We start from the raw sequence: 26,374 nt of genomic DNA, 5'->3' as shown, positions 1-26,374 counted from the left end.
AGCACCGCCCTGACACGTCAAGCCGTCCTCGCGGCCATCGGAGAGGTGCGGGGCTCCATGGACAGCAGCGAAGCCGCGCTCTCCAAACTGGCGTCCCGTCCTCCAGCCCTCGTGGGATGGGGCTTCGCCGGCGTCTTCACGCGATACCTCGACCAGGGCTCCACTCAGTTGACGTGGCTTCGTGACGCGCTCGGGAGTGCCACCGCGTTGACGGATGCGGCCTCGGACGTCGGCGACGCGGACATGGAGCTGGGCCTGCTGCGCATGACAGGGCCGAAGCTCCAGGCGGCCCAGTTCGGGACCCTCCTGCTTGCCACCTGGGTTGACTTCCTCCACCTCGCTGACGCCATTTTCAGAAACTGCCCGATGTGCAGCGTCGAGAAGCTGTTCGCAGACCTTCATCGCGTGCAGGGAATGATGGAGCCCACGCTGGCGGACCTCTCTTCACTGGACCCGGAGCGAGTCGAAGCGGCGGCCCTCGCGATGCCTGAACTGATGGGGAAGCTCACCCGTGAGTTCGACACGCTCCAGCGAGAGACCCGCTCGACCATGAAGCTCGGCGGGCAGGTCATCGCGGCGATGCAGGCGTTGGAGATGGTCGCCATGATCTCCACGCTGAAGATGTCGCTCCCACGGCTCCCTCCCTCCGCCCCCGCCACGCTCGGCGTGGGCCTCGTGATGAGTTCGGGTGGAGTCATGGTGGGCTCGCGGATTGCCGTCTCCGCCGAGTGGGTGGAGATGATGCGAAGGCTCGTGCAGGCGGGCGTCCTCTCCGTTCCTGCCGTCAGCGCGGCCGTCCGCATTCACGGTGGACAGGTCATGATGGCCCAGGCGCATCAGGACCTACCCAAGGGCGTGCGCGACGCGTTGGGGGACAGCCCCGAAGTGCGCGGCATGCACGAAACCGGCAGGGCAGGAGCGGGCATGTCGGACGGCCCGAAACACCATGTGTTGCCGCAAGAGCACCGCGAGTGGTTCGAGCATCGCGGCTTCAAGGGCGACATGGACATCGACCAGTTCTGCGTCCGGTTGGAGCAGGCCCACCACGAGGCGATTCACGGTGGGGGAAACTGGAAGCTGGGGCGCACATGGCCCGGTGAGTGGAATCGGCTGATCATGGAGCTACTGCGCGACGCCGAGGCCGAAGCTGGACGCAGGTTGACGCGGAATACGGTCCTGAGGATCGTCGGAGAAAACATGAAGATCTACGACATCCCGATGAATTTCACTAAGGGGAGAAGCCGATGACCGACGGACGTTCATGGCAGGGGAACTGGAAGGCCCGCCTGTATGAGCGCGTCCACGAACACGGCTTCGACTCGCTCACTGCCTTTGCCGAGGCCCGCCCTACCGCTTCGCTGGTGGCGCTGGCCGAGGAGCTTGGTCGCGAGGACATTGCCGGTGTGCAGGTGTTCAGAGGACTGGTGGCCGAGGCGGAGCGCAGCCATCAGGTCACACGCCTCGTTCGCGGGCAGTTCGTGCGCGAACTGTGCGCATATCTCCCAACCGGCTGGCCAGCCGTGCTGGACGACGACGCTCGGATGGAGGTTGCACTCGTGTTCAGCCAGTGGTCGGCGTACACCCCAGAAACCCATAAGGGGAGAGTTCGACTGGCCAGGGAGGCACTTCGCGCCAATCCCCCCCCCGCTGGATGGCGCCCGCTCGGCCCTGACGACGAGCTTCTTCGGACACTCCTCCCCGACGAGGGAGCTTGACTGGAAGCGGCGCCCCTTCGATCCGATGAAGGAATCGCCATGTGCCCCGTGTGCCCCTCCAGCGGGGTTCGGGGGGCACATCGAATTGATATCGAGGCGGCGGTGAGGGCCCCAGCCCCCTGACGCAATGAGCAGCGAGCGGACCGTGGAGGGCCTGCATCCCAGCGACACGGGCTCCGAGCGCATGGCCAAGGAGTCGGCCTGCCCGGGCGAGGCGTCGCGGGACCGTGCGACGCCCCTCCCGTCACCCGAGGAGCTACTGACAGCAGATGACGTGCATGTCGGGGTGCATCCACTGCGTGTCCAGGACGTCCGGCGCCAGCTGCATGCGGCCCCACGGCCAGGCGCCGACGACCGGCGTGGAGCAGGACACGTCATACGCCGGCCAGACCGAATAGGTGTTGTCCGCGCGGATGGCCACGAACTTCGCGGCGACGCAGCTCTTGGGGCCGTTCTGGTTCGCCGCGCAGATCGCCTGGCCGGTCATGCCCTGATAGGCCATGGTGACGTAGGCCGGCTGGGACCCGGCGGGGCACTGCTGGGCCGCCAACGCCCGCGGAAAGAGGGCGCGCACGTTCTCCAGCTCCAGGGCGGAAGCCTGGGTGGCGAAGAACGAGACGGCGAGGGCTGCGAAGGTCAGGGCATGCTTCATGGCTGTCTTCTCCAAGGCGTGATGCATGGGATGAACGGTTCGCGGCGACTCGATGCCGCCGCGAATGCGTGACATTGCAGGGGCCGCGCCAGGGCCGGACCTGGCGCTTCCGGTGGAGCCCTCCGAGGAGGACGGCCTCCAGGAAGGAGCCCGTCCCCTGGCTCCCCTCCGCGCCGACATGTCGCCGACATGCCGGTGACGTGCCGTGCCCTCCCGGGTCCACCCCGGCCACGGCTGGCCCGTTGCGAGTACGATGGGCGCCTTGCCTGGGGGCGTCGCTCGATGCGTCAGGAGTTCGAGGCCGAGCTGCGCGTGGCCCTCGCGGAGGGGCTGCTCTCCGAGCAGGAAGCAGGAGCACTGCGGGAGGAGGTCCAGCGCACGGAACGCGGGCCCCTGGCCCTGCTTCGTGAACAGGGCCGCCTGTCCGAGGACTCCCTTGTCTCGATGATGGCGCTGGTCCGGGGTGACGCCGCAGCCCGCTCGCGCTCCGGGGTCGAGGACGCGACCACCCCCGTCGCGCCTCCGCCAGCCCCCTCCCCCGAGCCCTCCGCTTTCCCGATCCCCGGATGGGAGCGCTACCTGTGCGTGCGCTTCCTCGGCGAAGGAGGCATGGGGCGCGTCTTCCTCGCGAGGGATCCACGGCTGAACCGGAACGTGGCCCTGAAGTTCGTCCGCGGTGATGCCCCGGAGCTCACCCGGCGCTTCCTCTCCGAGGCCCGAGCCCAGGCACGGGTCAACCACGAGCGCGTGTGCCCCGTGTACGAGGTGGGAGAGGTCCAGGGGCGCGTCTACATCGCCATGCGGTTCATCGAAGGACAGTCGCTGGGCACGCTCGCCCGCGGGCTGTCCTTCGAGCAGAAGGCGCTGGTGCTCCAGGCCGCCTGCGAGGGCGTGCACGAGGCACACCGCGTGGGCCTCATCCACCGGGACCTCAAGCCCTCCAACATCCTGGTGGAGCGCGCGGAGGACGGGACGCTGCGCCCCTACGTGATGGACTTCGGGCTGGCGCGGGACTGGAAGGAGGGCGCCACCGCCACCGGCGCGGTGCTGGGCACGCCCCACTACATGTCACCCGAGCAGGCCCGGGGCGAGGTCATCCGCCTGGACCGCCGCGCGGATGTCTACAGCCTGGGCGCCACCCTCTACAGCGTGTTGACGGGCCAGCCGCCCATCCCCGGAGCCAATGGCCTGGAGGTGCTCAACCACATCGCCCACACGGAGCCCCGGCCCCCTCGCGCGGTGGATCCCGACATCCCGAAGGACCTCGAGGCCATCGCGCTCAAGTGTCTGGAGAAGGAGCGCTCGGCCCGGTACGACTCGGCCCGGGCCGTCGCGGACGAGCTGGGGCGCTTCCTCCGCGGCGAGCCGGTGCGGGCTCGCGCGCACGGGCCCGGGTACCGGCTGCTGCGGACGCTGCGCCGGCACCGGTTCGTGGCGTCCGTGAGCTTCGTGGCGACCCTGCTCGTGCTCCTCGCGTTGGGACAAGCGGGGCTGGCCCGCCGCGAGGCCGCCACACGGGAGCGCCTGGCCCGCCGGTTCACGGAGTCCGTCGAGCGCATCGAGGCCCTGGCCCGCTACTCGGACCTGTCGCCGCTGCATGACACCCGCGTGGATCAGCGCGCCATCCGGACGCGCATGGCGGCGCTCGCGGCGGAGATCCAGGAGGCCGGCGAGCAGGCCGCGGGACCCGGACACTATGCGCTGGGGCGTGGCTACCTGGCGCTCGGAGACGAGGCGCGAGCCCGCGAGGCGCTCGAAACCGCCTGGGCGCGAGGCTTCCGCGAACCCCGGGTGGCCTATGCGCTGGCGCTGGTCACGGGCCACGAATACCAGGCGCGACTGCTGGAAGCCGAACGCCTGCGCGACCCCCAGCGGAGGGAGGTCCTCAAGCGCGAGGCCGAACTCCGCTATCGCGATCCCGCGCGGGACTGGCTCCGCCAGAGCGACGGTGCCGAGGTCCCCTCCACCGCGTATGTCGCGGCGCTGCTCGCCTTCTACGAGGACCGGTGGGACGACGCCCTCGCGCGACTGGCCACGCTCGGCCCCGGGTTCTCGTGGTTCCACGAAGCGCTCAAGCTCAAGGGCGACATCCTCCAGGCCCGCGCCATGCGGCACTGGAACCTGGGCCAGCCCGAGGCCGCGGCGGCGGACTTCGAGGCGGGCCGCAAGGCCTACGCGGAGGCGGTCGCGAGCGGCGAGAGCGTGGCCTCCCTCTACACGGCCCAGGGCGAGCTCGAGTTCGGCGCGCTCATCCTGGAGGTCTACGGCAAGGGCGCGGTCCTGCCCCCCTACACGCGAGGGCTCGAGGCTGTCGCGCGCGCGCTCACCGCGATGCCAGACCACTCCGATGCATGGGTATTGGAAGCCCGCCTCCACCGCCGGCTCGCCGAGTACCAGGGCAACCTGGGCGAGTACGACGAGGCGCTCCCCCAGAAGGCGGTGACAGCCGCACGGCATGCGCTGGAGCTCGACCCCTCGCTGTCGAAGGCCCGGCTCGAGCTGGGGCAGGCCTGGTGGATCTGGGGCCACCTCCGTCAGCTCCACTCCCAGGACCCACGTGAGCAGCTCCGCGCGGCGGTCGAGAGCTTCGAGGGCCTGGCTCCCGAGGACCGGGACGCGGGCTTCCTCCTCAACCTGTGCCTCGTCCACAAGACCTGGGCCGACTACGAGGAGCAGGTGGGCGCGGATCCGCTGCCCCAGTACGGCAAGGCCATCGACGCCTGTCGCGCCTCGGTGCGGCTCGACGGGCGGGTGCCGGAGGGTTGGCTCAACCTGGGCATCGCGCTCTACACCCGCGCCACCCAGCCCCGGGATGCGGATGCGGACGCGGATCTCTCCCAGGCCGTGGCGGCGCTGGACCAGGCCCGGACCCTCAACCCCGGGCACGTGGTGACCTACTTCTACGCGGGGTTGGCGCATGCGCTCGTGGCCCGACGGCTCCACGTCCGGGGCGGTGAACCCACCTCGGCGCTGGAGCGCTCGGCGGAGCTGTATCGGAAGGGCATCGAGCTCGGCCCCGGCATCCCCCAGCTCCACAACGGCCTGTGCCTGACGCTGCTCCAGCAGGCGCAGGCGGACTGGGACCACGGAGCGGACCCCACCCCCGTGCTGGCCCGCGCCCAGGCGGCCTGCGAGCGGGCCGTGGCCGTCGCGCCGAAGAGCGGGTACGGCTACATCAACCTCGGGGAGGTGTTCGCCCAGCGCGCCCTCTACCAACGTGCGCGCGGAGAGGATCCCCGCGCGAGCGTGCGCGCGGCCGACCTCGCCCTCCAGCAAGCGCTGCGCTGGCTCCCGGAGGACGCCGGAACGCTGGCCAACCGCGGCATGGTCCACGCCACCCGGGCCACCTTCGAACTCGACCACGGACGCGATCCCCGCCCGAGCATCGCGCGCGCCGAGGAGCCCTTGCGGCAGGCGCTCGCGCGCAAACCGAACCAGGCCGACGCGTGGTACTTCCTGGGGGAGACGCTGGGCGCCCGGGCGCTGTACTCCGGCTCACGCGCCGAGGACTGCGAGGCCGCGGCCCAGGCGTTCCGGAAGGGCATCGCGCTGGCTCCAGAGCGACAGGACTTCAACCTGGGCTTCGGGCACTTCCTCCGGCGCTGGGCCGCCCGCGCGATGCAAGCGAAGCAGGACGCGGGCCCCCTGCTCCAACAAGCGCTGGAGCAGGTCGATCCACTCATCGCGTCACGCCCCGACTGGCCCGACGCCCACCTGTTGCGAGGCGCGCTCCTCTCGCTCCGGGCGGCGCTCCCCCCGGACGAGGCCGGACAGCGACAGGCGTGGCGCGAACAGGCCGTGGAGGAACTCTCCCGCGCGCTCACCGCCAACCCAGGCTTTCAACGCGAATGGGGCGGCCTCCTGCGGGGTGCCCGAGCAAGACCCGAGCGGTGATGCGAGACCGCGTCAGGGAGGGGGCGGGGTCGCGACCATGGTGCCGGCGTTGCCTGTCGTGTCCTTCGGGGGGAATCGCGGCTCCTGCCCCTGCTCGCTGATCCACAGCCTGCGGCGCTGCTCTCCCGGCTCCGGCGCAAACAAGGTGTCCACCGGGAGGAGCATCACCTCCGTGTCGAGCAGGTCGATGCAGTCGCCCCCCTGGTCGGTGCTGTCGGACTCGAGGATCCAGAGGACGACGCCTTCGCGTGGGTTCGAGGCGACCACGACCTCGAGCACGTCTCCAGGCATCACGAGGCAAAGGCTGGGGTCATTCAGCGCCTCTTCGCTCCGGGCGCTGTTCATCACCAGTTGAAGGACGGGCTCGAGCCGCGTCCCCAGCGAGCGGACCGGATGCGAATCGTTGACGTACTTGGAGAGGATCAATTGGTGCTTCGGCATGGCACGGTTCCTTTCGACCCGACGACCCGGGGCCTCGAGCGGACCCGGCAATTCCTTGCATGGGGCCTGCCACGGCGTCAGGAGCCCCGGGTGCTCAGGCCCAGCTCCTTGATGCGTCGGTTGAGCGCCCGCTTGGAGACCTCCAGGCGCCGGACCATCGCGTCCAGGTCACCTTCACACTCCTGATGACAGGCGGTGATCTCCTCCGCGGTCAGCGTCCCCGCCCTGCGGATGTTCGGGTGCTTGTCGATGACATCGTAGATGGACGAGCGCGGGATGCCGAGCCGGTCCGCCGTCAACTTGAGGTCCCACTGGTGCTGACGAAGCGCCGCCAGCAGCTCCTCGCCCGTGATGTCCGTGGATTTGCGCCGGGCGACCGCCGCGGGGGGCTTCGCGACCGGGGTCTCCACGACGGCGGTCTCCAGTTCCCCTGCGAGCCGCGGATCCAGCCGCAGGACCGGCTGCCCCCGGCTCCCAATCACGAGCTGGCGGGTGAGGTTGCGCAGTTGCCGGACGTTGCCGGGCCACGCGAAGCGCAGCAGGCGCAGCGCGAGCGAGGCCGGCAGCCAGGGCTCGGCGTAGGGGTCACGGGGCGTCAGGCGGTGGGCTTCGCCAATGGCCTCCAGCTCCTCCCGAGCGAAGTGCAGGAACAGCTCCCCCAGGTCCTCACGCCGCTCGCGCAGGGGTGGCAGCCGGACCTCGTAGCCAGACAGGCGGTGCAGCAGCGGCGCCTTGAAGCGCCCATCCCGGATGTGCTCCTCCAGGTGGGAGTCAGTGGCCGCGATGAGCCGCACGTCCGTCTTGATGGGGGTGGTGCCACCCACCGGATACAGCTCGCCGGTCTCCAGCACCCGCAGCAGCATCACCTGGACCTCGGGAGGGGCTTCGCCCACTTCGTCGAGGAACAGGGTGCCGCCGTGCGCCGCCCGGAAGAAGCCCTCGCGGTCGCGGGTCGCACCCGTGAAGGCGCCCCGCTGCGCGCCAAACAGCTCCGCGGCCGCCAGCTCCCTGGGGATGGCGCCCAGGTTCACGCTGATGAAGGGGCGGCCCTGTCGTGGACCGTGTTGATGGATGGCCTGGGCCACCAGCTCCTTGCCCGTGCCCGTCTCACCCCGGATCAGCACCGGCACCTGGAGGTCGGCGATGCGCAGGATGTGCTCGCGCACACGCCGGATGCCCTGGCTGTCGCCCCGCATGCCCAGCGTGTCCGAGGGCGCACCCACCTGGCGCGAGGACAGGTGCAGCAGCAACACCAGCCGTCCGGCGACGTCGAGCGGCACGCCCGCCGCCAGCTCCTCCCGCGTGAACTCACAGCCCGTCACGAGCCCGCCGTTCACCGACACCCGGGTTCCACCCTCGCCGACGCGCAGCCGGATCCTCCCGGCCTCTCCCGCGGAGAAGACGATGGGGACCCGGCTGACGAAGGGGTCCGCCAGCGGCTGGCCGAAGGGCTCTCCGGGCCGGGTGAAGTTCGGACCGTTGCGGGACACCTCCACGTCGCGGCCCGCGAGGACCGCGTCCAGGAGAAGCCGCGCTCCCGCCCGCGTCGCCATGGGATGGGAGAGGAGGGTCAGGGCTGGCACCCACTCATCGGCGGACGCCGCGACCCGCGGGTTGTCTCCAACGGCCGTCGAGACCTCGGCCAGGCCCGAGGGAGACAGGGAATCACGAGGCCCGTGGCGGGACATGAGCCACGGTTTCTACCATGCCCGCACATGGAGCGCTCCGAGGCCCCCGTGGGGAGTCCCCTGCTCTCCCTAATGTCCTCAGAGGCTGCGCTCCAACCGCTCCCGCGCCTTCACGATGGCCGCGGTGCGTGTCGTCACGTCGAGCTTCGCGAACACGTTGCGCAAGTGCCACTTCGTGGTGGAGAGCGCCACGTTGGAGCGTTGGCTGATCTCCTGGTTGCTCAGCCCCTGGGCCAGCAGCTTGAGCATCTGGAGCTCCCGCTCGGTGAGCGGCTCCAGCGGCGCGCTGGGCAGTGCCGCGAACCCCACCGGCCCGCCGCTGCCCAGGGACAGCAGGTCCTGATACCGCTCGGTGTATCGGGCCGGCAGGACGTGGCTCAGCTTCCGCTGCGTGGCCGCCGCGACGATGACCTCCTGCAACCCTGGCGTCTCGTCGAACACGCCCCGGCTGAAGCCAAACCGCGGCGCCCGCGCGAACCCCCGGTTCACCTCGGCGAACGCCGCCGCGGGGGCTCCGGCACGCCAATGACATACCGCCAGCGCGGCCAGCAGCGCCGTCTCCCGAGCGACACAGCCCGCCTCATGCGCGCTGGCCCGCAGCGTCTCCAGCAGCCCGTGCGCCCGGTCGTGCCGCCCCCGCGCCATCAACACCCAGGCCTGCGCCACCCCCAGCTGCTCCCAGGTCTCGTCGTAGAAGCGTCGCTCACGCCACTCGCCCCGGCGCATCCGCTCTCCCAGGCCGAACTCCCGCGCCACCGCCTTCACCCGCGCGGGGGATTGCTCCACCAACCCCAGGCGGATCTTCTCGCCACAGACATGGGCCAGGAAGCGCGTCTGGTGTCCGCACTCGAGCACGCTGTGCAGGTAGTCCAGCAACTGCCAGGCCTCCGCGTACTTGCCTCGAATCGACTTGATGCGGGCCAGCACCAGGTACGCCACCGCGAAGGTCTCGAACACCGCCGCCTGGGACAGCAGCGGCAGGACCTCGATGCAGAGCGCCTCCGCCTCATCCAAACGGTTCTGGTCATAGCGGGTGTTGGCCAGCGCCGTCGCCGCGTTCACCCACACCGGGTTGCGCCGTCCCCGGCTCGCGCGCTCGAACGCCGCCTCGCACCGGTCCGACGCATCTTTCATGTGCCCCTGCGCCCGGTCCGCCAGCACGATGAGGACGTCCGTGTAGCCCACCAGGTATGCATGGTTCAGCCCCTGCAACGTCTCGCGCGCGGCCGACGCGAGCCGGCGCATCGCATCGAACCGGTTCAGCCGGAGCGCCTGGTAGGCCTTCGCCGCCAGCACCGCTCCCGCCATGAAGACATCCGGCGCCTCGTCCCCGGGTGACTCCTCCAGTTCAACGCAGGAGCCCGGGGCCGAGTCCGACAGGACGGCGTGCAGCAGCGCGAGCCGGGAGAGCTGCCGCGACAGCCGCTCACGCTCCGGGTCGGCCCCCGCCGTCTGGAGCCGGCGCTGCGCGTCCTGCAGCGCCAGGGAGGCAGGCGCGAAGCAGCGGGACAGGATGAGGCACGCGATGCGCGCCACACAGACAGCCGGCGAGCGGAAGGTCTCCTCCGCTGTCAGCTTCGCCGTCCAATGGAGCACGGAGGCGATCTCGCCCTCGCGCATCCACGCCTCCGCGCAGCGGGCCGTGAGCTCCAGGCACCAGCCCCGGTCCCCCGAGGCGAACGCGTGCGTCAGCGCCTCGTCCGGCAGCGCGTTCCCGGCGAACCACTCGCTCGCCGCGCGGTGCAGCCCGGGGAGGCGGTCGCCGTACGTGCACGCGAGCTGGGTGCGCAGGAAGTCGAGGAACAGCGAGTGGAACCGGTACCATTGGTTCTGCGTGTCGAGCGGCTGGATGAACAACTGCGCCCGCTCCAGCTCCGCCAGCAGCGCCGGTCCATGCGTGATGCCCAGGAGCGCGTTGCACAGCGCCCCGTTGAGCCGGTCCACCACCGAGCTGAGCACCAGGAACGCGCGCACCTCCGCCGTCTGCTCGCGCAGCAGCACGTCCGCGAGGTACCGGGCCACGTCGTGGTTCGAGCCAATGGCCTTGCGGAGCGCGTCGCTCACGCTGGCATGCTCGCCCGCCGTCAGCAGGGCCAGCTTCACGCCGGCCACCCAGCCCTCGGTGCGCGCGCGCAGGTACTCGACATCCTCGGGCTTGAGCGCCGCGCCGCACAGGCGCTGGCCCAGCTCATGGATGGCCTCCCCATCCAGGCTCAGGTCGCGGCTGTCGAGCGTCACCAGCTGCTCGGTGAGCTTCAGCTTCGCCAGGTCCAGTTCGGGAGGGCTGCGCGAAGAGACAATCCAGTGGACGTGCGGCGGAGCGTGGTCCAGCAGGTATGAGAAGGCCCGCACCAGCGCGCCCTCCCGCAGCACGTGGAAGTCGTCCAGGACCACGACGAGCTCACGCCCCAGGTTCCAAAGACTCCGCAGCACCACCGTCGTCGCATGGTCGAGCGGGAGCGCCACCTGCGCATCCAACTGGCTCGCGATGTACGCGTCGAACTCCGGGGCCGCGCGGCGGATGGCCCCCACGAGGTAGGAGAAGAAGCGCTCGGGCGCGTTGTCCCGCTCGTCGAGCGACAGCCACGCGAGCAGCCGCGACCCTCGCGCCTCGCGGTCCCACTGCGTCAGCAGCGTCGTCTTGCCCGAGCCCAACGGCGCGGTCACCAACACCAGCTTGCCGCCAACCCCGCGGTCGATCTTCCGGAGCGCCGCGCTCCGCGACACGAGCACCGACGCCGTCCTCGGCGGCGAGAGCTTCGTCGGCAGCAGGTGTGAGACCGGGTCGCCCATCGGCCCAGGGCGCTCCACGACGCCCCCTGGCGCGACAGGGCTCCCCAGAGCCATTCGAGAGCTCGGCATGGGCACCTCCCCCCTGCGACCGATGGCAATGCCCAGTAGACCACGGGCGACGCACTCGAGGACCGGCCCCCTCACGCCCCCAGCGTCGAGCAGAGAACACCGCGACGCGTCACAGGCGCACCCAGACCCCGTGGAGGTCCCCCCAGCGCGCCTGCGTCCCCCTCCCTTCGGAGGGGGCGATGTCGCGGCGCTCACTGGTAATTCAACTTGAGCAGTTATTCCTCGCTCCCTTGGAGATCCCCATGGTCCGTCACCCCCTAGCGGGAATGAGCAAGAACCGGTGGCGCGCTCACGCCCGTCTGCTGTGCGCCGCGGTGTCGCTCTTCGTCTCCTCGCGTGCCGCTGCCCAGGCGCCCTCGTTCATCGAGTTCGAGAGCGCGCACGTGCGCCCGTTGGCCCTCTCTCCCGACGGGACGAAGCTGTTCGCGGTCAACACGCCAGACAACCGCCTGGCGGTCTTCAACGTCACGAACGGAGGCCTGTCGCTCGTCGCGGAGGTGCCGGTGGGCCTGGAGCCGGTGTCGGTCGCCGCGCGCAGCGACACCGAGGTCTGGGTCGTCAACCACCTGTCCGACAGCATCAGCGTGGTGAGCGTGAGCGGCACGCCGCACGTGGTGCGCACGCTGCTCGTGGGTGACGAACCGCGCGACGTCGTGTTCGCCGGCGCCAACGGCCACGCGTTCATCTCCACCGCGCACCGCGGCCAGCAGCGCACGGACCCGTCCATCGCCTCCGTGCCCGGCGCGGGGGATCCGCAGCTCAGCACGCCCGGCGTGGGCCGCGCGGACATCTGGGTCTTCAACCCCGCGTCCCTCGGGACGACGCTGGGGGGCACGCCCGTCCGCATCCTGACGCTCTTCGGAGACACCCCGCGGTCGCTCGCCGTCAGCCCGGACAAGAAGACGGTGTACGCGGCCATCGCCCAGTCCGGCAACCGGACGACGACCATCAACATGGACAGCGTCTGCAACGGCTTCGGCAACGCGGGCGTGTGTCTCGTCTTGCCGGACACGTTCCCATGGGGCAACAACCTCTTCCCAGGCGGGCTGCCCGGTCCAGCCACGAACGCCCAGGGTGCGAAGGCCCCGGAGACGGGCCTCATCGTCCAATGGAACAGCACCCGCGGCCGATGGGAGGACACGCTCGGCCGCGACTGGAACAACGGCGTGCGGTTCAACCTGCCAGACAAGGACGTCTTCGCCATCGACGCGGATGGCCTGCAACAACAGGCGTTCTACACCGGCGTGGGCACGACCGTCTTCAACCTGGCCACCAACCCGAAGACAGGCGTGGTGTACGCGACCAACAGCGACGCCAACAACCTCACCCGCTTCGAGGGCCCCGGTGCCTTCGGCGGCAGCACGGTGCAGGGCAACATCGCGAAGATGCGCATCACCGTCATCAAGGGGACGTCGGTGTCTCCGCGCCACCTGAACAAGCACCTCGACTATTCGAAGCTGGCCGGCGCCCCCGGCTTCGACCTCACGGCCAAGAACCACAGCCTCTCCACCCCCACGGAGATGGCCATCTCCAGCGACGGCGCGAAGCTGTACGTGGCCGCGTTCAGCTCCAGCAAGGTCGGCGTCTTCGACACCGCGGCGCTGGAGGCGGATACCTTCAACCCCAGGACGGCGAGCGCCAACTACATCCCCGTGAGCGGCGGCGGCCCCAGCGGCCTCGTGCTGGACGAGGCGCGCAACCGCCTCTACGTGATGACCCGCTTCGACAACGCGGTGAAGGTCATCGACCTCGCCACGAAGGGACAGGTGGCGGCGGCCGCGCTCTACAACCCCGAGCCCGACTCCGTCGTGCAGGGCCGCCCGCTCCTCTACGACGCGAACTTCTCCTCGGCCAACGGCGAGGCCTCCTGCGCCAGCTGCCACATCTTCGGCGACAAGGATGAGATCGCCTGGGACCTGGGCAACCCGGACGACCCGGTGTCCACCAACGCCATCGACAAGCGCCTCGCGAGCAGCCTCGAGATTGGCGCCTTCCGCCTGTTCACCGGCCACCCGAGTTCGGACATCAACGGCACCGGCAACCAGGACTCCTTCCATCCGATGAAGGGGCCCATGACGACGCAGACCCTGCGCGGCATGTCCAACTCGGGCGCCATGCACTGGCGCGGAGACCGCTCGACCGGGTTCTTCGGCGCGAGCGCCTACGACGAGGCGCTCTCCTTCAAGAACTTCATCGTCGCCTTCCAGGGGCTGCTCGGCCGCGCCACCCTGCCCACCGAGGCGGAGATGAACCGGTTCACGAGCTTCCAGCTCCAGGTGCAGCTGCCGCCGAACCCCATCCGCAACCTGGACAACTCGCTCACCTCGACGCAGGCGGCGGGCCGCGACTTCTTCTTCGGCAGCCGCCGCGTGGACGGCCTGGCGATTGGCACCAACACCGGCTTCAGCTGCAACGGCTGTCACGCCATCGACGCCGCGCAGGGCTTCTTCGGCACCGACGGCCACTCGAGCTTCGAGGGCATCAGTCAGATCATGAAGATTCCCCACGTGCGCAACATGTACACGAAGGTCGGCATGTTCGGCTTCCCGGACAACAGCTTCTTCCAGCACCCGGAGAGCGGGCCCACGGGCGATCAGATCCGCGGCTTCGGCTTCACGCATGACGGCGCGGTGGACACGCTGTTCCGCTTCTTCAGCGCCATCGTCTTCTCCAACACCAGCATCGGCGGGCCCCTGGTGGGCTTCCGGAACGACACCGACCGCCGGGGCGTGGAGGCCTACATGATGGCGGTGGACTCCGACCTGGCGCCCATCGTCGGTCAGCAGGTGACGCTGACGTCGACGAACGGCGCCGCGGTGGGGCCGCGCATCGACCTGCTGGTGGCCCGTGCGAAGGCGCCGTTCGTGTCGAAGCTCCTGGGCGGCTCCACGTACGAGGCCGACCTGGTGGCGAAGGCCGCCATCGGGACCCGCGTGAAGGGCTTCCTGTTCGACCGCGTGGCCGGCACGTGGAAGCCCGACGACGGCACCGCCAACATCACCCCCCAGGCCCTCCGCGCGCTGGCGAACACGCTGGGTCAGGAGGTGACCTTCACCGCGGTTCCTCCGGGCTCCGGCACGCGCATCGCGCTCGACCGGAACCTGGATGGAAGGCTTGACGGCCAGTAGCGGGCTGGGCGCTCGGCAAGGGGCCGGCCTCTGTCTTCGACAGAGGCGGCCTGGTTGAACTCGAAGGACAGCCCCTTGCTGAGCGAAGGGGCGCGTCGCCTTCACATCGTCTCGGCGTGATGACCGAGGCCGTTCGAAACCCAAGCGTGTGGGTTTAGTCCTTGGACACCGTGATGACACCACGAGTGCAACTGGGGCCTGTCCCGTAGTTGGACAACACCAGGTTGTAGTCGTCGTAATTGACGACCTTGTCCTTGTTGAGGTCCGCGTCAGGGTTGCCACGAGGAACCGTGCGGCCGAAGTTCGCCAGGACAAGGTTGTAGTCGACGCCATCGACGCAGAAGTCGCCGTTGGTGTCACCCGCGATGGAGCGGGGCGCCGGCGCTGCGGCGCGGACGAGGGTCATGAGGCCATCCGTCTTTTACGCAAGACTTGACAGGAACGCATAGAAGGAGTTCGGCACGGCCGTGGCTGCCTCGTGCACGAACGAACCGTTGGCATCACGCTCAAGAGGAGAGGAGCCGCCTCCAGTCAGCGTGAAGTAGTCGGTGAAGACATGCCCATGGAAGATAACGTTCGCCACTCCAGGCCCCGGGAATCTGAGCTTCGAAGCCACGTTCGCCAGCCAGGTACCAAGTGTATAAGTGGGCTAGGCCTCCGAGGCGGGGGCACTCGGCCCCGCACACTGCATGCCGGGAAGAAAGTTAGTCTCCTCGCACTCAGAGAGGAGACTGGGCCGGATTTCAACCCTGGCGTAGTGAATGAATCTCCAATGAATGGCGGAATCCCTCCCAACCGCGCACCTCGTGAATCCCGACGATGAGAAAGAGAATGGACCTGCTCGCGAAGTGATCTTCGCGTAGGCGTCGACGCCAATCCGTCAGGTCCACGCAGGAAGGTGTCGGTCGGGACTCCGGATGGGTATGCCACTCCCCTAGATATTGACAGGTGCCTTGGGACTCACGCCAACGGATGTCGATGATCCGCTGGTGGGGCATGCGGCTCCGATAGAACGCAAGGCGCCTCTGCCTGTCTCCGGGCATTGGAACCGTCACTTCATCGACCACGACGTCATCACAGTCAACGAGGAACCGGCCAAGCAATACCCCGCCGCCCTCGGGGTGCCGCGCGGTCACCTGACGAAAGGCGATCATCTGCTCGAGCGCGAGCGTATCGACCTTCACCCGAGTGTCGTTGGCGCGGCGGAAAACAAGCCCTTCCATGGCTCACCCCGAACAGACAGGGCAACCCGCCCGGATGTAGTCGAACTCACCCGCCCCCTTTTCGAAGCGTGGGGTAACACGATGCCCTGCACTCTCGAAAGCCCGACGGTCCCCCCTCCAAGAGACGAGTGGAGCGCCAGCGGCTTCACGCCGGAGCAGGAGCAGGGCCATCCGGGCCGCCTGTTCGGCGGTGCGCTGGGCATCGAGATCCGCGAAAGGAAGGTAACGATTGCCACACCCCAAGGTATCCCGGGTGTAGCTCACATCAGAAGCCGCGAAAGCCGCACGATTCTCAATGGGCCCCCCCTCGAACGTTCGGCGGTAGAGGCATTCCAGGCAGCCAGGCGCCGGGCCTTCGGCACTCCGGGCATGGGTCAGCAGCGCGTGCCCCCCAAGGCCCAATGGTTCCAGCCATGTGAAAAGGGCCGCGGGCCGTTCCGGCATTCCCCAGGTCCACTCATTCAGATCGAGTTCAAGAGTCGGGTGCCCCAGGGCCGATAGGACTAGGTCATGCCCCTGAACCCATGACTCCTGCTCACGGATGAGCCGCTCGATCCTCGCGCGCTTTGACTCCACGGAGACATAGGGAACCGTGCGCTCGATCTCTGCCTTCAGGCCTGAAGGCTTCCACTCACTACACCGGGCCATGCCACAAGCGTGTCGGTATGTATTCTCCAGGGAGAAGAGATCTGGGTCGACTAGAGAGAGATGTCCGACCCCCGCGCGTGCCAGAGCGAGCGCGACATATCCTCCTACGGCCCCACACCCCGCGATGAGCACACGCCGATCTCGCAACTGAATCCCCGCACCACCACGAGGTGCCAGGAAGGCAAGATCCCGTCTCCGCATCGAGATGGGAGTGATACGGGCCTCGGCCTGTTGATCGAGGAGCGGATGGCCCCTCCGGATGTTCGAGAACTGGATCCCCACCAGCGCACGTTCCTCGTCAGGTCGATGCAGTCCGATGACGACCAGATGCTCGTCGCCAGCGCAGCGTTCGAGGCATCCCACCAGCGCACGGCACTCCCCCTCCGGCATCGCCCTCACGTACTTCCAGAGTCCTCCCGCCTTCGCCAACTCGCCGGGCCAGAACGCAAACTCCACCGCTCCCGGATCGAGTGGGAGATAGATCGCCTTGCGTTGGGAGAGCTCACGAATTCGTCGCTCGGGCAGGGATTGCGCATAGGTGCTGGCATCGTCCGCCACGGCATAGAGACGAGCCCCCGCGTAGAACGCCGTGACCTGGCTTACTTTGCCACCTGCCGTCACGGCGCAATCGATGGTTTCGCCTTTCGACAGCTTCCCCCAATAGGCGACGGCCTCACGCAGGAAATCCTGAGAGGAGGCTTCCTTGAGCATACGCACAAGATGCTCTCGCACCATCCCGAGTGATTCCTGGAGGATGCCCCAGGGATCCTTCTGGTCGAGAAGATTCGCATCCGACGTAAAGCAGATTCGTCGCTCCTCGACGAGATGGGGAATCACGATCGGCGGTGTGACCTCCATCAAGTGGACCACGGGAAGGCACAACGGGAACTCAAGTGGCAGGCGAACCTGCAATCGAAACAAATGCGCCCCTACCCGCATGTCCCCGGAGACAGTGACCTCCAGGCCACGCTCCCCGAGGTCACGCTCCAAGGAAGGCAGGCGGATGACTTGTGCACATCCCTCAAGCAACCCGCGAGTCCCCAACTGTTCGAGCAGGGAGCTCCGCTCCGACATCGACAGATTCGCAGTGAAGGTCATGATGCGGCGGCCACCCCACTTGAAATGATGGAACGCCCGCCCGGACGACCGGTACCGCCCTTGTCGGGCACCGGAAACTCTTCGCCGAACTCCTTCTGCATCAACTTGCAAGCTTCGACCGGATCCGTCTCCTTCACCACATGGGTCAGGCGCTCCTGGAGCTGGATGAGCCGGTCGCGGAAGGTCGTCATCTGACCGTCGGACATCCGCTCGAAGATGTCCTTCCTCGGAGCGACGGGGAGCAAGACATGGAGCCGATACCGTGGCGCGCCCTTCTCGCTGAGCCCGCACGGAATGAATCGGTTCACCATCACGGCAATGAAGTCTTGCATCGCCTTGAGATCATCCGTAGCGGTCACGCCCATGAACGAGTCCTCCCTCACCTGGGGCCTGAACCACTGTCCGGCGGCGACCGTGAGGCCAATCCCCGAAGGAGCGTTCTGTCCGTCCATCTTGAACTTCTCTGACTTCCACCGCTTCAGCGCACGGATGACTCGAAGGAACTGGACCTGCTGCTCGGATACCTCGAAGCGCGTCGCCACCCAATCCGTGAGCCCCTCGGGATCCGACTCCTCCCACCAGCGGTCCTTCGCTTCGGCATCCTTCTTTCCCTTCGCGATGAAGAGCTTCTTCGGGTCGCTGTCAGGGTCTTCATAGGCATAGACAGCGAGATCGACGTGGAAGGCCTGTTCTCCGTCGCGCTTGTAGCTGACGGTGACACAGGAGCGGCGAATCTCGGTGCCGAGTTCGGTGTGCCCGTCCAGCGCGTCAGCAACCAGGCGCTTCAGGTCGACGGGGTTCGGGTACTTGGACGTAGCGCGGTTGAACTTCAATCCCACGTCGATGTCGTAATCTCCCTTGGCGGGGTGGATCCCCGTACCCATTTCATAGCTCCCCTGGTTGATGGACTCGAAGTATGGGATCTCCTTCCCCCTTGACTTCCTCAGCGCCGCGAACCGGTCCCGGAGCTTGTCCAGGATGATGTCGCGCTTCTCCCTGAGTTCCCTATTCTCGCTAAAGCGAGTAAGCCGGATGTTGTTGTCGAACTGAATCAACTGGGCCTGGATGACAGCCATCTTGCGGACCCTCCTTGGATTGACAACGCAGACAGTTCTCATAACGGGAAGACAGTGATCGCCGGCCTACCTGTGGACGCGGCCTGAAGGCTCAAACGCCATTTATAGGCAGGAGTGTCCTGGGCGTCGTAGTTATAGACAAAACACTCCGGCAGTCCCGTGGCGGCCAGCGCACGCCCCAGATGGAAAGCGATGCTCACGGGAACGGCGGCGAAGACATGCACGCTCTTGAATTCGGAATTGCCCGCGAGGTGCTTATCAATCGCCTCCCGGATGTCATGCGCATACTCCATGAGTTGGGATTCCCTGTTCACAATGCCCCGTGAGGGATCCTCCAGCATGAAGTGGAGATCCAGTCGAACATCCGAAGCGGACAGAACCGCCTCGCAGGCTTGACTCTGAACCTTGGCGGAAAGGGAGAGGCGCACCCGGGCCGCGGAACCTCTCTTCTTGGAGACGCACTCCACCTTCAGGAGTGGAGCCGGGTCCTTCACGACCTGATTCCAGGCAAAGCGCCCTCGGGCTCTGTCGTAGTCGATGACATGCACAGGGCGGGTCTTCGCCAAGTATCCTGCGAGCACAGCGAAGGAAACATACGGAAAGCCGAAGTAGAGGATATCGGTATCCCGCTCATCGAAAGCGCGTCGGAGCACGCCGTCTCGAGAAGCGAGACGCGCAACCTCGGGTGCCAAATTCTCCCATCTCCTTTCGGAGAGCGCTGACGCCTGATCGAAGGTGATGAGTGGCCGGACATGTCTGTTGGCGAAGAGGGCTGGAGCATCTTCCGCAGTAGGCATCCCATGCGCCCTGCTATAGGCCTCATGACGGATGAGCATGAGATCCGGCATCGTGGCGGCGGCCTTCGACCGGAGGGGCGGCTCACTAAATGGAAAGAGGGCCGCCTCGTCTTTCGCCCTGGCGTAGAACTGAAGTGAGATCCAGTCGAAGGACCGCTCCTCCGCCAACAGCCGCTTGCGCGCAACTGAGAGGGCCGTGCGCAGATTCTCCTTATTGACGAGCAACGACTGATACAACGCCTGTGCAAGCACGGTGGAGCCAGGGCAACTCAATGGTAGCCGGGACGCGATCACGGCCGGCACTCCCTGCCTGTGAAACATTCTTGCGACGCTTTCCACCGAATGAGCAGGCGTACCAGAGTCTCCTCCCTGGCACGAAAAGAGCATGACGAATCGTAGAGCATTGCGCGGTGATGCGAAGAGCATTGCTCTCAGCCTCGTGGCATCAACGACATCGGGTTCAGTTTCCAAGGCGTCGACGGGGTCCAGAGCGAGGCCATATGCGCTCCCTTCCGAGTCGTCCAACCTCGAGCCATGGCAAAGCAGGTGAAGAACCGTGATGGGACGGTCTGTTTCCGCTGTCAGTTTCTCGGAGAGGGTCTTGCGGGTAACGCCGTAAAGAACATCTTCGGTCGGATCAAAATGGAGTCCCGACAGCTGACATGCCTCCTGGATGACTTCGAGATGGGCTTCGTAAGGGACCCAACTTCCACCTGCCTTGGAATAGGCAAACAGGATTCTGCCCGTTGGATGAGGCAATGGGTCCCTGGGCACACTGGAGCCACACTCATACTGAACGAGGCACCCTGACAATGTGCCAATTGAGCCCCCACCTCTCAGTTGAAGCATCTCCCAGGGCAGGTTGAATATCTCATCCGCGTTGTCCGCACGGACAGTGAGATGGACCGGGCGTCCCACTCGGATCGCATCGGTGATGACCGCTTCATCTTGGGCCCATCCTGTCGGGCGGATTAGCTTTCGGAGGCGCCTCCCCAACCTTTCGACGACGGCCGACCCCGGCATCGCCGATCTGAGCGATTCCAGATCGCTCCGGAATTTGGACCAGGACAGGGAAACGGAGTCGAGCTCACCCGATGCGGTCTTGACCAAATAGGTCTTGCGTTTCCAGGCGAACCCATCCTTGCGACAGGAGAACTCCAGGGTGATTTCCAGAGGGTGGTCCGTGGGGCTCATGCGCGAGGGGGCTCCCGAAATCTCGTGGCGGGTTCGCCCAACAGACGCGCGCTGGAGCGTTTGTTACCTCGCCTTCCGACTCCGGCCATGCTTTCCCAGGGCGCCAGGATGCCCCCCAGGGAAAGCAGCCAATGGCAGCCGGACTGCGGGATCCCCCAACAGCACATGGCTGGCGAGGTCGTGGTACAGCAACCACTGGTAGGCCCTCTCCGCCGGAGGCAATCGGGGCAACTGCCCCGCGTCCCCCATCCTCCGCTCCTCGTGGTAGCCCGCGTTCAACACGATGCTTGCTTCGTTGGTAGCTCGAATCAGCGAGGCCAAGGCAGCGCCCGCCCGGTGCCCGGCGGCGAGCGCGCCCAGGACGCCAAAGAAGCGGGCATGCCGGCCACGCCCGTGATCGTTGAAGCTTGAAGACCATGCCAGATCCACATGGCCCATCACCGCCAGAGGCCCCGCGGGATTGGCCAGTGCTGCCTGAGGGAGCGCGGAGACGAACGGGCGCTCCCCCGGCTTCGGCAACAGCGAGACCACGCGACTCGCGTTCGGAGTCACGCTGGGGAGATCTCGCAGCCATGGTGCGTACGCACTGCGAGTTGGAGTGCCCGCGCTGAAGCACGCGAAGCCATACCAGATGCCCCCCGACATGAATGGCACGGACGCGACATCCTCGGCCGTGAGCCGTTGATCTCTCGTGAGCAGCAGAGCGCCCTGAAGCGCGCGTTGTTCTTCCGGCGAGCTCCACCCCTGCTCGGGCATACCCAATCCGTGGCTCAGGCTCAGCAGCACCCCCGGCTCGGTTCTGGCGGTGAAATCCAGCATCCGCTGCACGGCTGTCCCCTGCCCGTACCCCAGTTCGTCCAGCACCTCGGGAGGATGGATCCGCAGCCGGCCCTGTCGCCGCCGCTCCTCGCTGGACTCCAGGCAGGGAGCCATGAGCTTGCGGTGCCCCAGGTCGGTCGCGCAGGTGCCGTCTCGCGCCGTGTAGAAGAGCAACCGTGCCGCCTTCGCGCCCCCCGAAGCCTCCGTCCAGCGCAGCACCTTGGTGACATAGGCCCGGTAGCCCGCATCGTCAGAGAACGCGATCCGCCCCACCAGCGAGTCCGTGGCCAGAGCCTGCTGCACCTCCAGCGACACCGCGTCCAGGTCCCCCAGGATCAGCAGGTAGCGGGGACGGTCCTCCTCCGATACTTTCTCGCTGCCGAGTCCCTGTGCCTTCCACGCGTGGGCCTCTGCGCCCGTCAGGCCAGAGCGGACGGAGAGCGTCAGGATGGGCTCTCCCCCCTGCTCCCGCTGCCGGAGTTCCCGGAGCGGCGCTACCAGTTCCAACAGATGTCTTCCCTCGGGTCCCTCGGGTACGACGATGCCCCAGCGCTGCAGGAGCAGGTCATCCAGGCTCCCCAGTTCGGCCCGGAGGTACTTCGGAGTCTGGGCCGGGCCGGGAGGTCGAGCGTCGGCAAAGGCATCCTCCCCGAGCCCCTCGATGAGCACCGGTTGGTGGGTATCTGCATGTGCCAGAAGCAGTTCAGCAGACATGGGGTGTCCTCCTCTTTCAGGATAGGGGGCTGCGAGCAGGGGCCAACCGTTAGGGAAGCGGAGCCGTTTCGGGCGGCAGTTCCAGGTAGAGTCCCAGCACCTCCTGGGGCAGCGGCGGCCGCGCATACATCTCGACGCGGGACTGCTCCCACCGAGCCTGCGTGATCAACGCCCCAAGCTCCTCCCTCAGTCGGCCCGTCGCGGCGACGACGACTGAGTTCGAGGGGCGCACAACGCCAAGAGCCAGGAATGTCGTCGGCTCGCTGAGTGGTGTCAGGTAGAGATACCGCGTGAGGCCGGCGCCTTCCGGCCACATCGGGGCATTGCGCAGCCGCTCATAGGGGGTGACATCGCTCCGAACCACGAAGCCTCGAACCGGCGTCCTGGGGGAATCCTCGTACTCGCTGCCCTCATATGGAGGGAGAGAGGCGTACTCCTCCAGGAGTTCCTTTGGAACGGGCGGCCGCTCGTGCAGTTCGACCCCCGCGTCCTCCCTCTGCATCCGCTCGATGAACTCCACCAGGTGTTCCTCCACACTGCCGCGGGCGACGAAGAGCACGTCGACAGCCTCCCTCGTCGAAAGCACCCCGAACGCCACGAACTCGGAGGGTGGCGTGGCCGGCGTGAGAAAGACGATTCGGAGGGAGTCCTCCGGCCCCGTCCAGAAGGGCTCGTTCGTCGGGAAGCGGAGGTCGTGGAACGGCAGTGGCGGCGTGCTCAAGTCAGGCTCCTCTCGGGATGGGTGCGATTTCAAGGAAGCACCCATGCGCTAGGACGCACTCGACCTGTCTTGTTACCTCACGGCCTTACTCAAACAGCAGCACGCTGTTCACCCAGGTCGTCCCACGCCCCGCGCCCAGCCACTCCTGCCGCACATCGCGAAGGGCGACGGCGGGGAGGACGCCGGAGCGCATGCGTTCGCGGATATCGTTAAAGAAAGCATTGGCCTCTTCGTTGTAGATGTCCTGCGTCGCGGCGAGCACACCCCGCGCGCCTATCTCGAAGAACGCAGCGGGGATGCTGAGCGGTTCGTGGACCGCGTAGGTCGTATGTGCCGCCTTGCACGCAGCCAGCATCACGAACGGCGCCCCCCGGAGCGAGGTAGTGCGAATCCTCGACAGGGTGAGCTCCGGCCCCTCCATGTCAGGCGCCAGCAGGAGATAAGAGGTACTCGCGGAGTCATGGATGTTCCCATGGGTCACCAGGTCGATCTCCGTGGCGTCCTCCATGGCGGCGAGCACGTTGGCGGCGGTCGCCCGGGCCCCTGATATCAAGAGGTGCTTCTCGTCCGGACCGAAGCTGGGAGTCCACGACAGGGACGGCAGCGAGAGCTCAGCAGGGAGCTCCACTTCGGAAACCACGAGGTGGAGGCCTGGCCCCGGCTTCGGTGGAATCCGTGCCGTCGAGCGACGCGTCAGATAACTCCACGCGAACGAAGCCGGTAGGAGCCCCACACGTCCATGCAACGGGGGGCGCGCGAGCACCTCCACCTGCTCGCAGGCGCGCAATGGCGCTAACAGCTCCTCCTTCTTGACGAGCCCCTCGACGCGGGATGGCAGGCGTTGACGCCTGGAGTCGTCGTAGTCGCCCACGAGCTCTCCCTGAGCACCCCGGACGATCAACAGCGTCCGTTCGGAGTCGACCGTGGCGGCCAGCAGGCACCGGGCTGGCAACGGCATTCCACGCTCCTCGGAGAAGAGGCCCAAGGCTTCCTCAAATCCTCCCCGCTTGCCCGCCTCGAAGAGGAGAGAGGTGAAGCTGTAGGCCCGCACCCGCCGCGCCGTCGGGTTGCCTGTGTCCGCGGGGCCGGCCACCTGCTGAAGGAGGTCCCGCAGCAGTGCGCGCCCCCGAATCACATCGTGCTCGATGACGAACCGTCCCAGCGCATGCGCAGCCACCCAGCGCTCGTCTGGCTTTGACGCGGGAAGCGACTCCAGCACGGTAGTCAGGCGGGCCTCGTCTCCAGGGCCGCTCTTGAGGCGCGCGAGGTCCGCCAGGGTGAAGGCACCACTGACTGGAAGGGGCCGGCCGGTCGCCAGCGCCAGCTCCATGTCCATCCGCGCCTCGTCCACGCTCAGCTCGTTCCAGGCGATGTCCGCGAGGTGCTGGTACACGGCGCGACGCGCGTCCAGGTTCCCCGGTTCCCGCTCCAGGTATTCGCTGTAATAGGCACGCGCCAGATGGGGCACGGTGCCCGCGAACTTGGCGGACTGCGCCAGGTTCCACAGGAGGTCACGCTCCAGGAACCACTCGCTACCTTCGCGAGCCCGCTGTCTGCCACGTTCCGCGTACTTGTTCGCCTCCGCGAGCTGATGGAGCTGGATGGAGCGGTCTGACAAGTCGATATCGATCTGGATACAGCGGTAGTCCAGACCGGATATCGAGCAGAAGAGACGATATGCCTCCAGCAATGTTCGGAGAGCCTGCTCCCGATGGGGCCCGCGCCATTGTTCTGCGGATCGCTCACGGGCTACGGTCAGGGCGAACCAGGGGTCCGTGCTCGCGGCGGACTCGAAGCGCGGCAGGTCACCTCGGACCGCTCCCGTGAGCACCAGCACACCCAACAACACGTCTTCCTCGCCGGACGCGCGTAGCGTCGCGACAAACGCGGCCTGACGGGTCTCCGACAACCAATCCTTCTGGGACTCCGTCATCGGGAGTCCTAGCGCCTGTGCGCGCAGTGCCCGGACCAGCTCCGCGTAGTCCCGTGCGAGCGGAGCCCTTCGCGAGAAGTCCGCGGCGGAGATGCGGCGCACGTAGTCCTGAAGGACCTGCCCCCCGGCTCGCGCATCCAACGACTGCGCGAGGGGGAGCAATGCCATCACTCGGCTCCGGTCAGGCGCGGCCCGCACAGCATCATAGAAATACAGCCGCGCACTGGGCGCCTGACTGAAGCCCGCTGGAAGTAAGTCCGGGACACCCTCCAGCAAGGCCCGTCCCGCCTCCTCGACGGAGTGCCAGCGCTCTTCACCGTCCATGCTGGCGCGACGCAGGCCCGCCACGTTCCGGGAGGCCTCTTCCGCCCAGCCGGCCTCTCCTAAGGTCGTCACCTGGTCGAAGACACGCGCCGCTAGCCGCGGCAGATGCAGCTCTCGCAGCGCCAGCGCCCGGTTCCACAGCGCCTGCGGCATGCCCGGCCGCATCGCCAGGGCCCTATCCGCGGCCTTCAGGGCCTCACCGTGACGGGACAGGATGAGGAGGGCCGCAGCCCGGTCCGACTCCTTCTCAGCGGAAGCGGCCAGCCCGTCCAGCTTCACTAGCGCCTCTTCTGCGAGGACGGCTTGATTCTGAGCCAGGAGCGCGGCGGACAGTTCCTGGAGGTCATTGCGCGTCCGAAGTTCCCCCAGCAAGGCGTGCGGGATGCCTTCGGTGTTCGCTCCTGCTCCACTGGACATCAGTCGGTCTGGGAGCTTGCGGTAGACATCGGCATCGGGAGGACTGAGCCGTGGCTCCAGCAGCCGATAGGCCGACGGGGAGATCGCCAGACGCGCCGACGGCTGTTGCGGAATGAAGCGCGCGCCGACAATCGCTACCAGCAGGCCCGCCGCGAATGAGGCCGCCACCAGGGAGACGGGACGCCGCCAACCATTCCGCGGAAAGGGGACTGACCGCAAGACCTCCATCGGTGTCGGGGCTCGCTCGACGAGCTCCCTGCCCAGAAAATCGAGCTGCAGGAGTAAAGGAATTTCCCGCTGGCATCTCGCACAGTCTGGCAGATGTTGGCGGAAAACCTCGGCCTCGTCGGAGGAGAGCTCTCCATCGACGAACGCCGCGACGTTGTCACAAGGGCCGGCCATCAGTTGACTCCCGTGGACAGGAACGAGCGCAGCTTCGAGCGGATGTCATGCAACCGCTTGGACACGGTACCCACCGGAACGCCGAAGAACCTCGCGATGTCCCGATACTTCTTGCCCTGGACGTGCTGTTCGAACGTGGCCCGCATCGTCGGGTTCAGCTGCCCCAGGGCTTCACTGAGTTGCTCGAGGGTGATGTCGTCGGACAACAACCCCGCCTCGGGCTCAGGTTCCACCCGATTGCTTTCGGTCAGGATGGGATCCTTCTCGCGCTGCGAACGAACCTTCCGCCTGCGGCATTGGTCATAGAAGAGATTCGTCATCGTCTTGATGAGCCATGCGGAGGGGAGCTTCGGGTCAGGAGGAGCCTCCACCCCGTCGTATCTCTTGATGAAGCGCAGAAGCGCCTCCTGAACAAGGTCCTCCGCATCGCTCCTGTTGCGACACAGGCCCTCTGCGCGCGCCAGAAGCCATGCCCGGTTCTTTCGGGCGAACTCGCTGGCCCATTGCCCACTTCCAACGGTGTTCATCGGGTGTGGGTAGTCCTCTCCCTGTAGCCCGTCCTTCCCCACCATAGGGAAAGGCAGAGAGACAACGCGAGCCCCTTGAGCAGGGGCGACACGTCCGGGAG

Annotated in this window: 17 protein-coding genes; 4 read left to right on the top strand and 13 right to left on the bottom strand. The window is 67.2% G+C overall.

From position 1 onward, the window contains the following. Positions 1-57 precede the first annotated feature (57 nt). Together FOF48_RS02530 and FOF48_RS02525 are read left to right on the top strand one after the other, a co-directional pair. On the top strand, positions 58-1,248 hold the full coding sequence (locus FOF48_RS02530; RefSeq protein WP_370456540.1) for a DUF2380 domain-containing protein: 1,191 nt from the start codon (positions 58-60) through the stop codon (positions 1,246-1,248). Beyond that, positions 1,245-1,715 (top strand): NUDIX hydrolase, encoded by a 471-nt coding sequence (locus tag FOF48_RS02525; RefSeq protein WP_143898365.1) that lies wholly within the window; start codon positions 1,245-1,247, stop codon positions 1,713-1,715. Before FOF48_RS02530 ends, FOF48_RS02525 begins: the two co-directional genes overlap by 4 nt. A 256-nt stretch (positions 1,716-1,971) precedes the next feature. Here FOF48_RS02525 and FOF48_RS02520 read toward each other — a convergent pair whose 3' ends face one another. After that, entirely contained in the window at positions 1,972-2,367 is a 396-nt protein-coding gene (locus FOF48_RS02520; protein WP_143898362.1) for a hypothetical protein, read from the bottom strand. Positions 2,368-2,649: 282 nt separating this feature from the next. Here FOF48_RS02520 and FOF48_RS02515 point away from each other — a divergent pair, with 282 nt between their 5' ends. Continuing rightward, positions 2,650-6,261 (top strand): serine/threonine-protein kinase, encoded by a 3,612-nt coding sequence (locus FOF48_RS02515; protein WP_143898360.1) that lies wholly within the window; start codon positions 2,650-2,652, stop codon positions 6,259-6,261. A gap of 12 nt (positions 6,262-6,273) precedes the next feature. Here FOF48_RS02515 and FOF48_RS02510 read toward each other — a convergent pair whose 3' ends face one another. The 3 genes from FOF48_RS02510 to FOF48_RS02500 form a co-directional block, all read right to left on the bottom strand. Further along, positions 6,274-6,702, bottom strand: a complete 429-nt coding sequence (locus FOF48_RS02510) for a hypothetical protein (protein WP_143898358.1) — start codon at positions 6,700-6,702, stop codon at positions 6,274-6,276. A 77-nt stretch (positions 6,703-6,779) separates the two neighbouring features. Continuing rightward, entirely contained in the window at positions 6,780-8,390 is a 1,611-nt protein-coding gene (locus FOF48_RS02505) for a sigma 54-interacting transcriptional regulator (RefSeq protein WP_143898356.1), read from the bottom strand. 78 nt (positions 8,391-8,468) lie between these two features. Beyond that, positions 8,469-11,183 (bottom strand): LuxR C-terminal-related transcriptional regulator, encoded by a 2,715-nt coding sequence (locus FOF48_RS02500; RefSeq protein ID WP_143898355.1) that lies wholly within the window; start codon positions 11,181-11,183, stop codon positions 8,469-8,471. A gap of 335 nt (positions 11,184-11,518) precedes the next feature. On the opposite strand from FOF48_RS02500, the gene FOF48_RS02495 reads away from it, so the two are divergent. Further along, on the top strand, positions 11,519-14,380 hold the full coding sequence (locus FOF48_RS02495) for a YncE family protein (RefSeq protein ID WP_235685298.1): 2,862 nt from the start codon (positions 11,519-11,521) through the stop codon (positions 14,378-14,380). A 154-nt stretch (positions 14,381-14,534) separates the two neighbouring features. On the opposite strand, the gene FOF48_RS02490 is transcribed toward FOF48_RS02495, so the two are convergent. The 9 genes from FOF48_RS02490 to FOF48_RS02450 form a co-directional block, all read right to left on the bottom strand. Further along, on the bottom strand, positions 14,535-14,786 hold the full coding sequence (locus tag FOF48_RS02490) for a hypothetical protein (RefSeq protein WP_143898351.1): 252 nt from the start codon (positions 14,784-14,786) through the stop codon (positions 14,535-14,537). Between the two features lie 337 nt (positions 14,787-15,123). Continuing rightward, the gene (locus tag FOF48_RS02485) at positions 15,124-15,603 is read right to left on the bottom strand and encodes a Mov34/MPN/PAD-1 family protein (RefSeq protein WP_143898349.1); all 480 of its coding nucleotides are present in this window, start codon (positions 15,601-15,603) and stop codon (positions 15,124-15,126) included. A 3-nt stretch (positions 15,604-15,606) separates the two neighbouring features. Next, positions 15,607-17,349 carry a ThiF family adenylyltransferase gene (locus FOF48_RS02480; RefSeq protein ID WP_143898347.1) on the bottom strand — a complete coding sequence of 581 codons (1,743 nt, stop codon included), beginning with the start codon at positions 17,347-17,349 and terminating at the stop codon, positions 15,607-15,609. Further along, positions 17,346-18,425, bottom strand: coding sequence for a nucleotidyltransferase (locus FOF48_RS02475; protein ID WP_143898345.1), 1,080 nt, complete (start codon positions 18,423-18,425; stop codon positions 17,346-17,348). The genes FOF48_RS02480 and FOF48_RS02475 overlap by 4 nt, the downstream gene beginning before the upstream one ends. Positions 18,426-18,463: 38 nt before the next feature. Further along, a complete protein-coding gene (locus FOF48_RS02470; RefSeq protein ID WP_143898344.1) occupies positions 18,464-20,416 on the bottom strand; it encodes an SAVED domain-containing protein in 1,953 nt (650 codons plus the stop codon). A 63-nt stretch (positions 20,417-20,479) separates the two neighbouring features. Continuing rightward, complete coding sequence (locus FOF48_RS02465) at positions 20,480-21,949, bottom strand: hypothetical protein (protein ID WP_143898342.1); 1,470 nt, start codon at positions 21,947-21,949, stop codon at positions 20,480-20,482. Positions 21,950-21,998: 49 nt separating this feature from the next. Beyond that, the gene (locus FOF48_RS02460; protein ID WP_143898340.1) at positions 21,999-22,670 is read right to left on the bottom strand and encodes a hypothetical protein; all 672 of its coding nucleotides are present in this window, start codon (positions 22,668-22,670) and stop codon (positions 21,999-22,001) included. An 85-nt stretch (positions 22,671-22,755) separates the two neighbouring features. Next, entirely contained in the window at positions 22,756-25,746 is a 2,991-nt protein-coding gene (locus tag FOF48_RS02455; RefSeq protein WP_143899085.1) for a CHAT domain-containing protein, read from the bottom strand. After that, complete coding sequence (locus FOF48_RS02450; RefSeq protein ID WP_186001731.1) at positions 25,746-26,273, bottom strand: RNA polymerase sigma factor; 528 nt, start codon at positions 26,271-26,273, stop codon at positions 25,746-25,748. The genes FOF48_RS02455 and FOF48_RS02450 overlap by 1 nt, the downstream gene beginning before the upstream one ends. Positions 26,274-26,374: the final 101 nt, after the last annotated feature.

Source organism: Corallococcus sp. Z5C101001 (assembly GCF_007352635.1).
Classification (GTDB): Bacteria; Myxococcota; Myxococcia; order Myxococcales; family Myxococcaceae; genus Corallococcus; species Corallococcus silvisoli.
The sequence above is the reverse complement of the archived record's forward strand: the minus strand, read 5'-3'. Positions and strand labels throughout refer to the sequence as shown.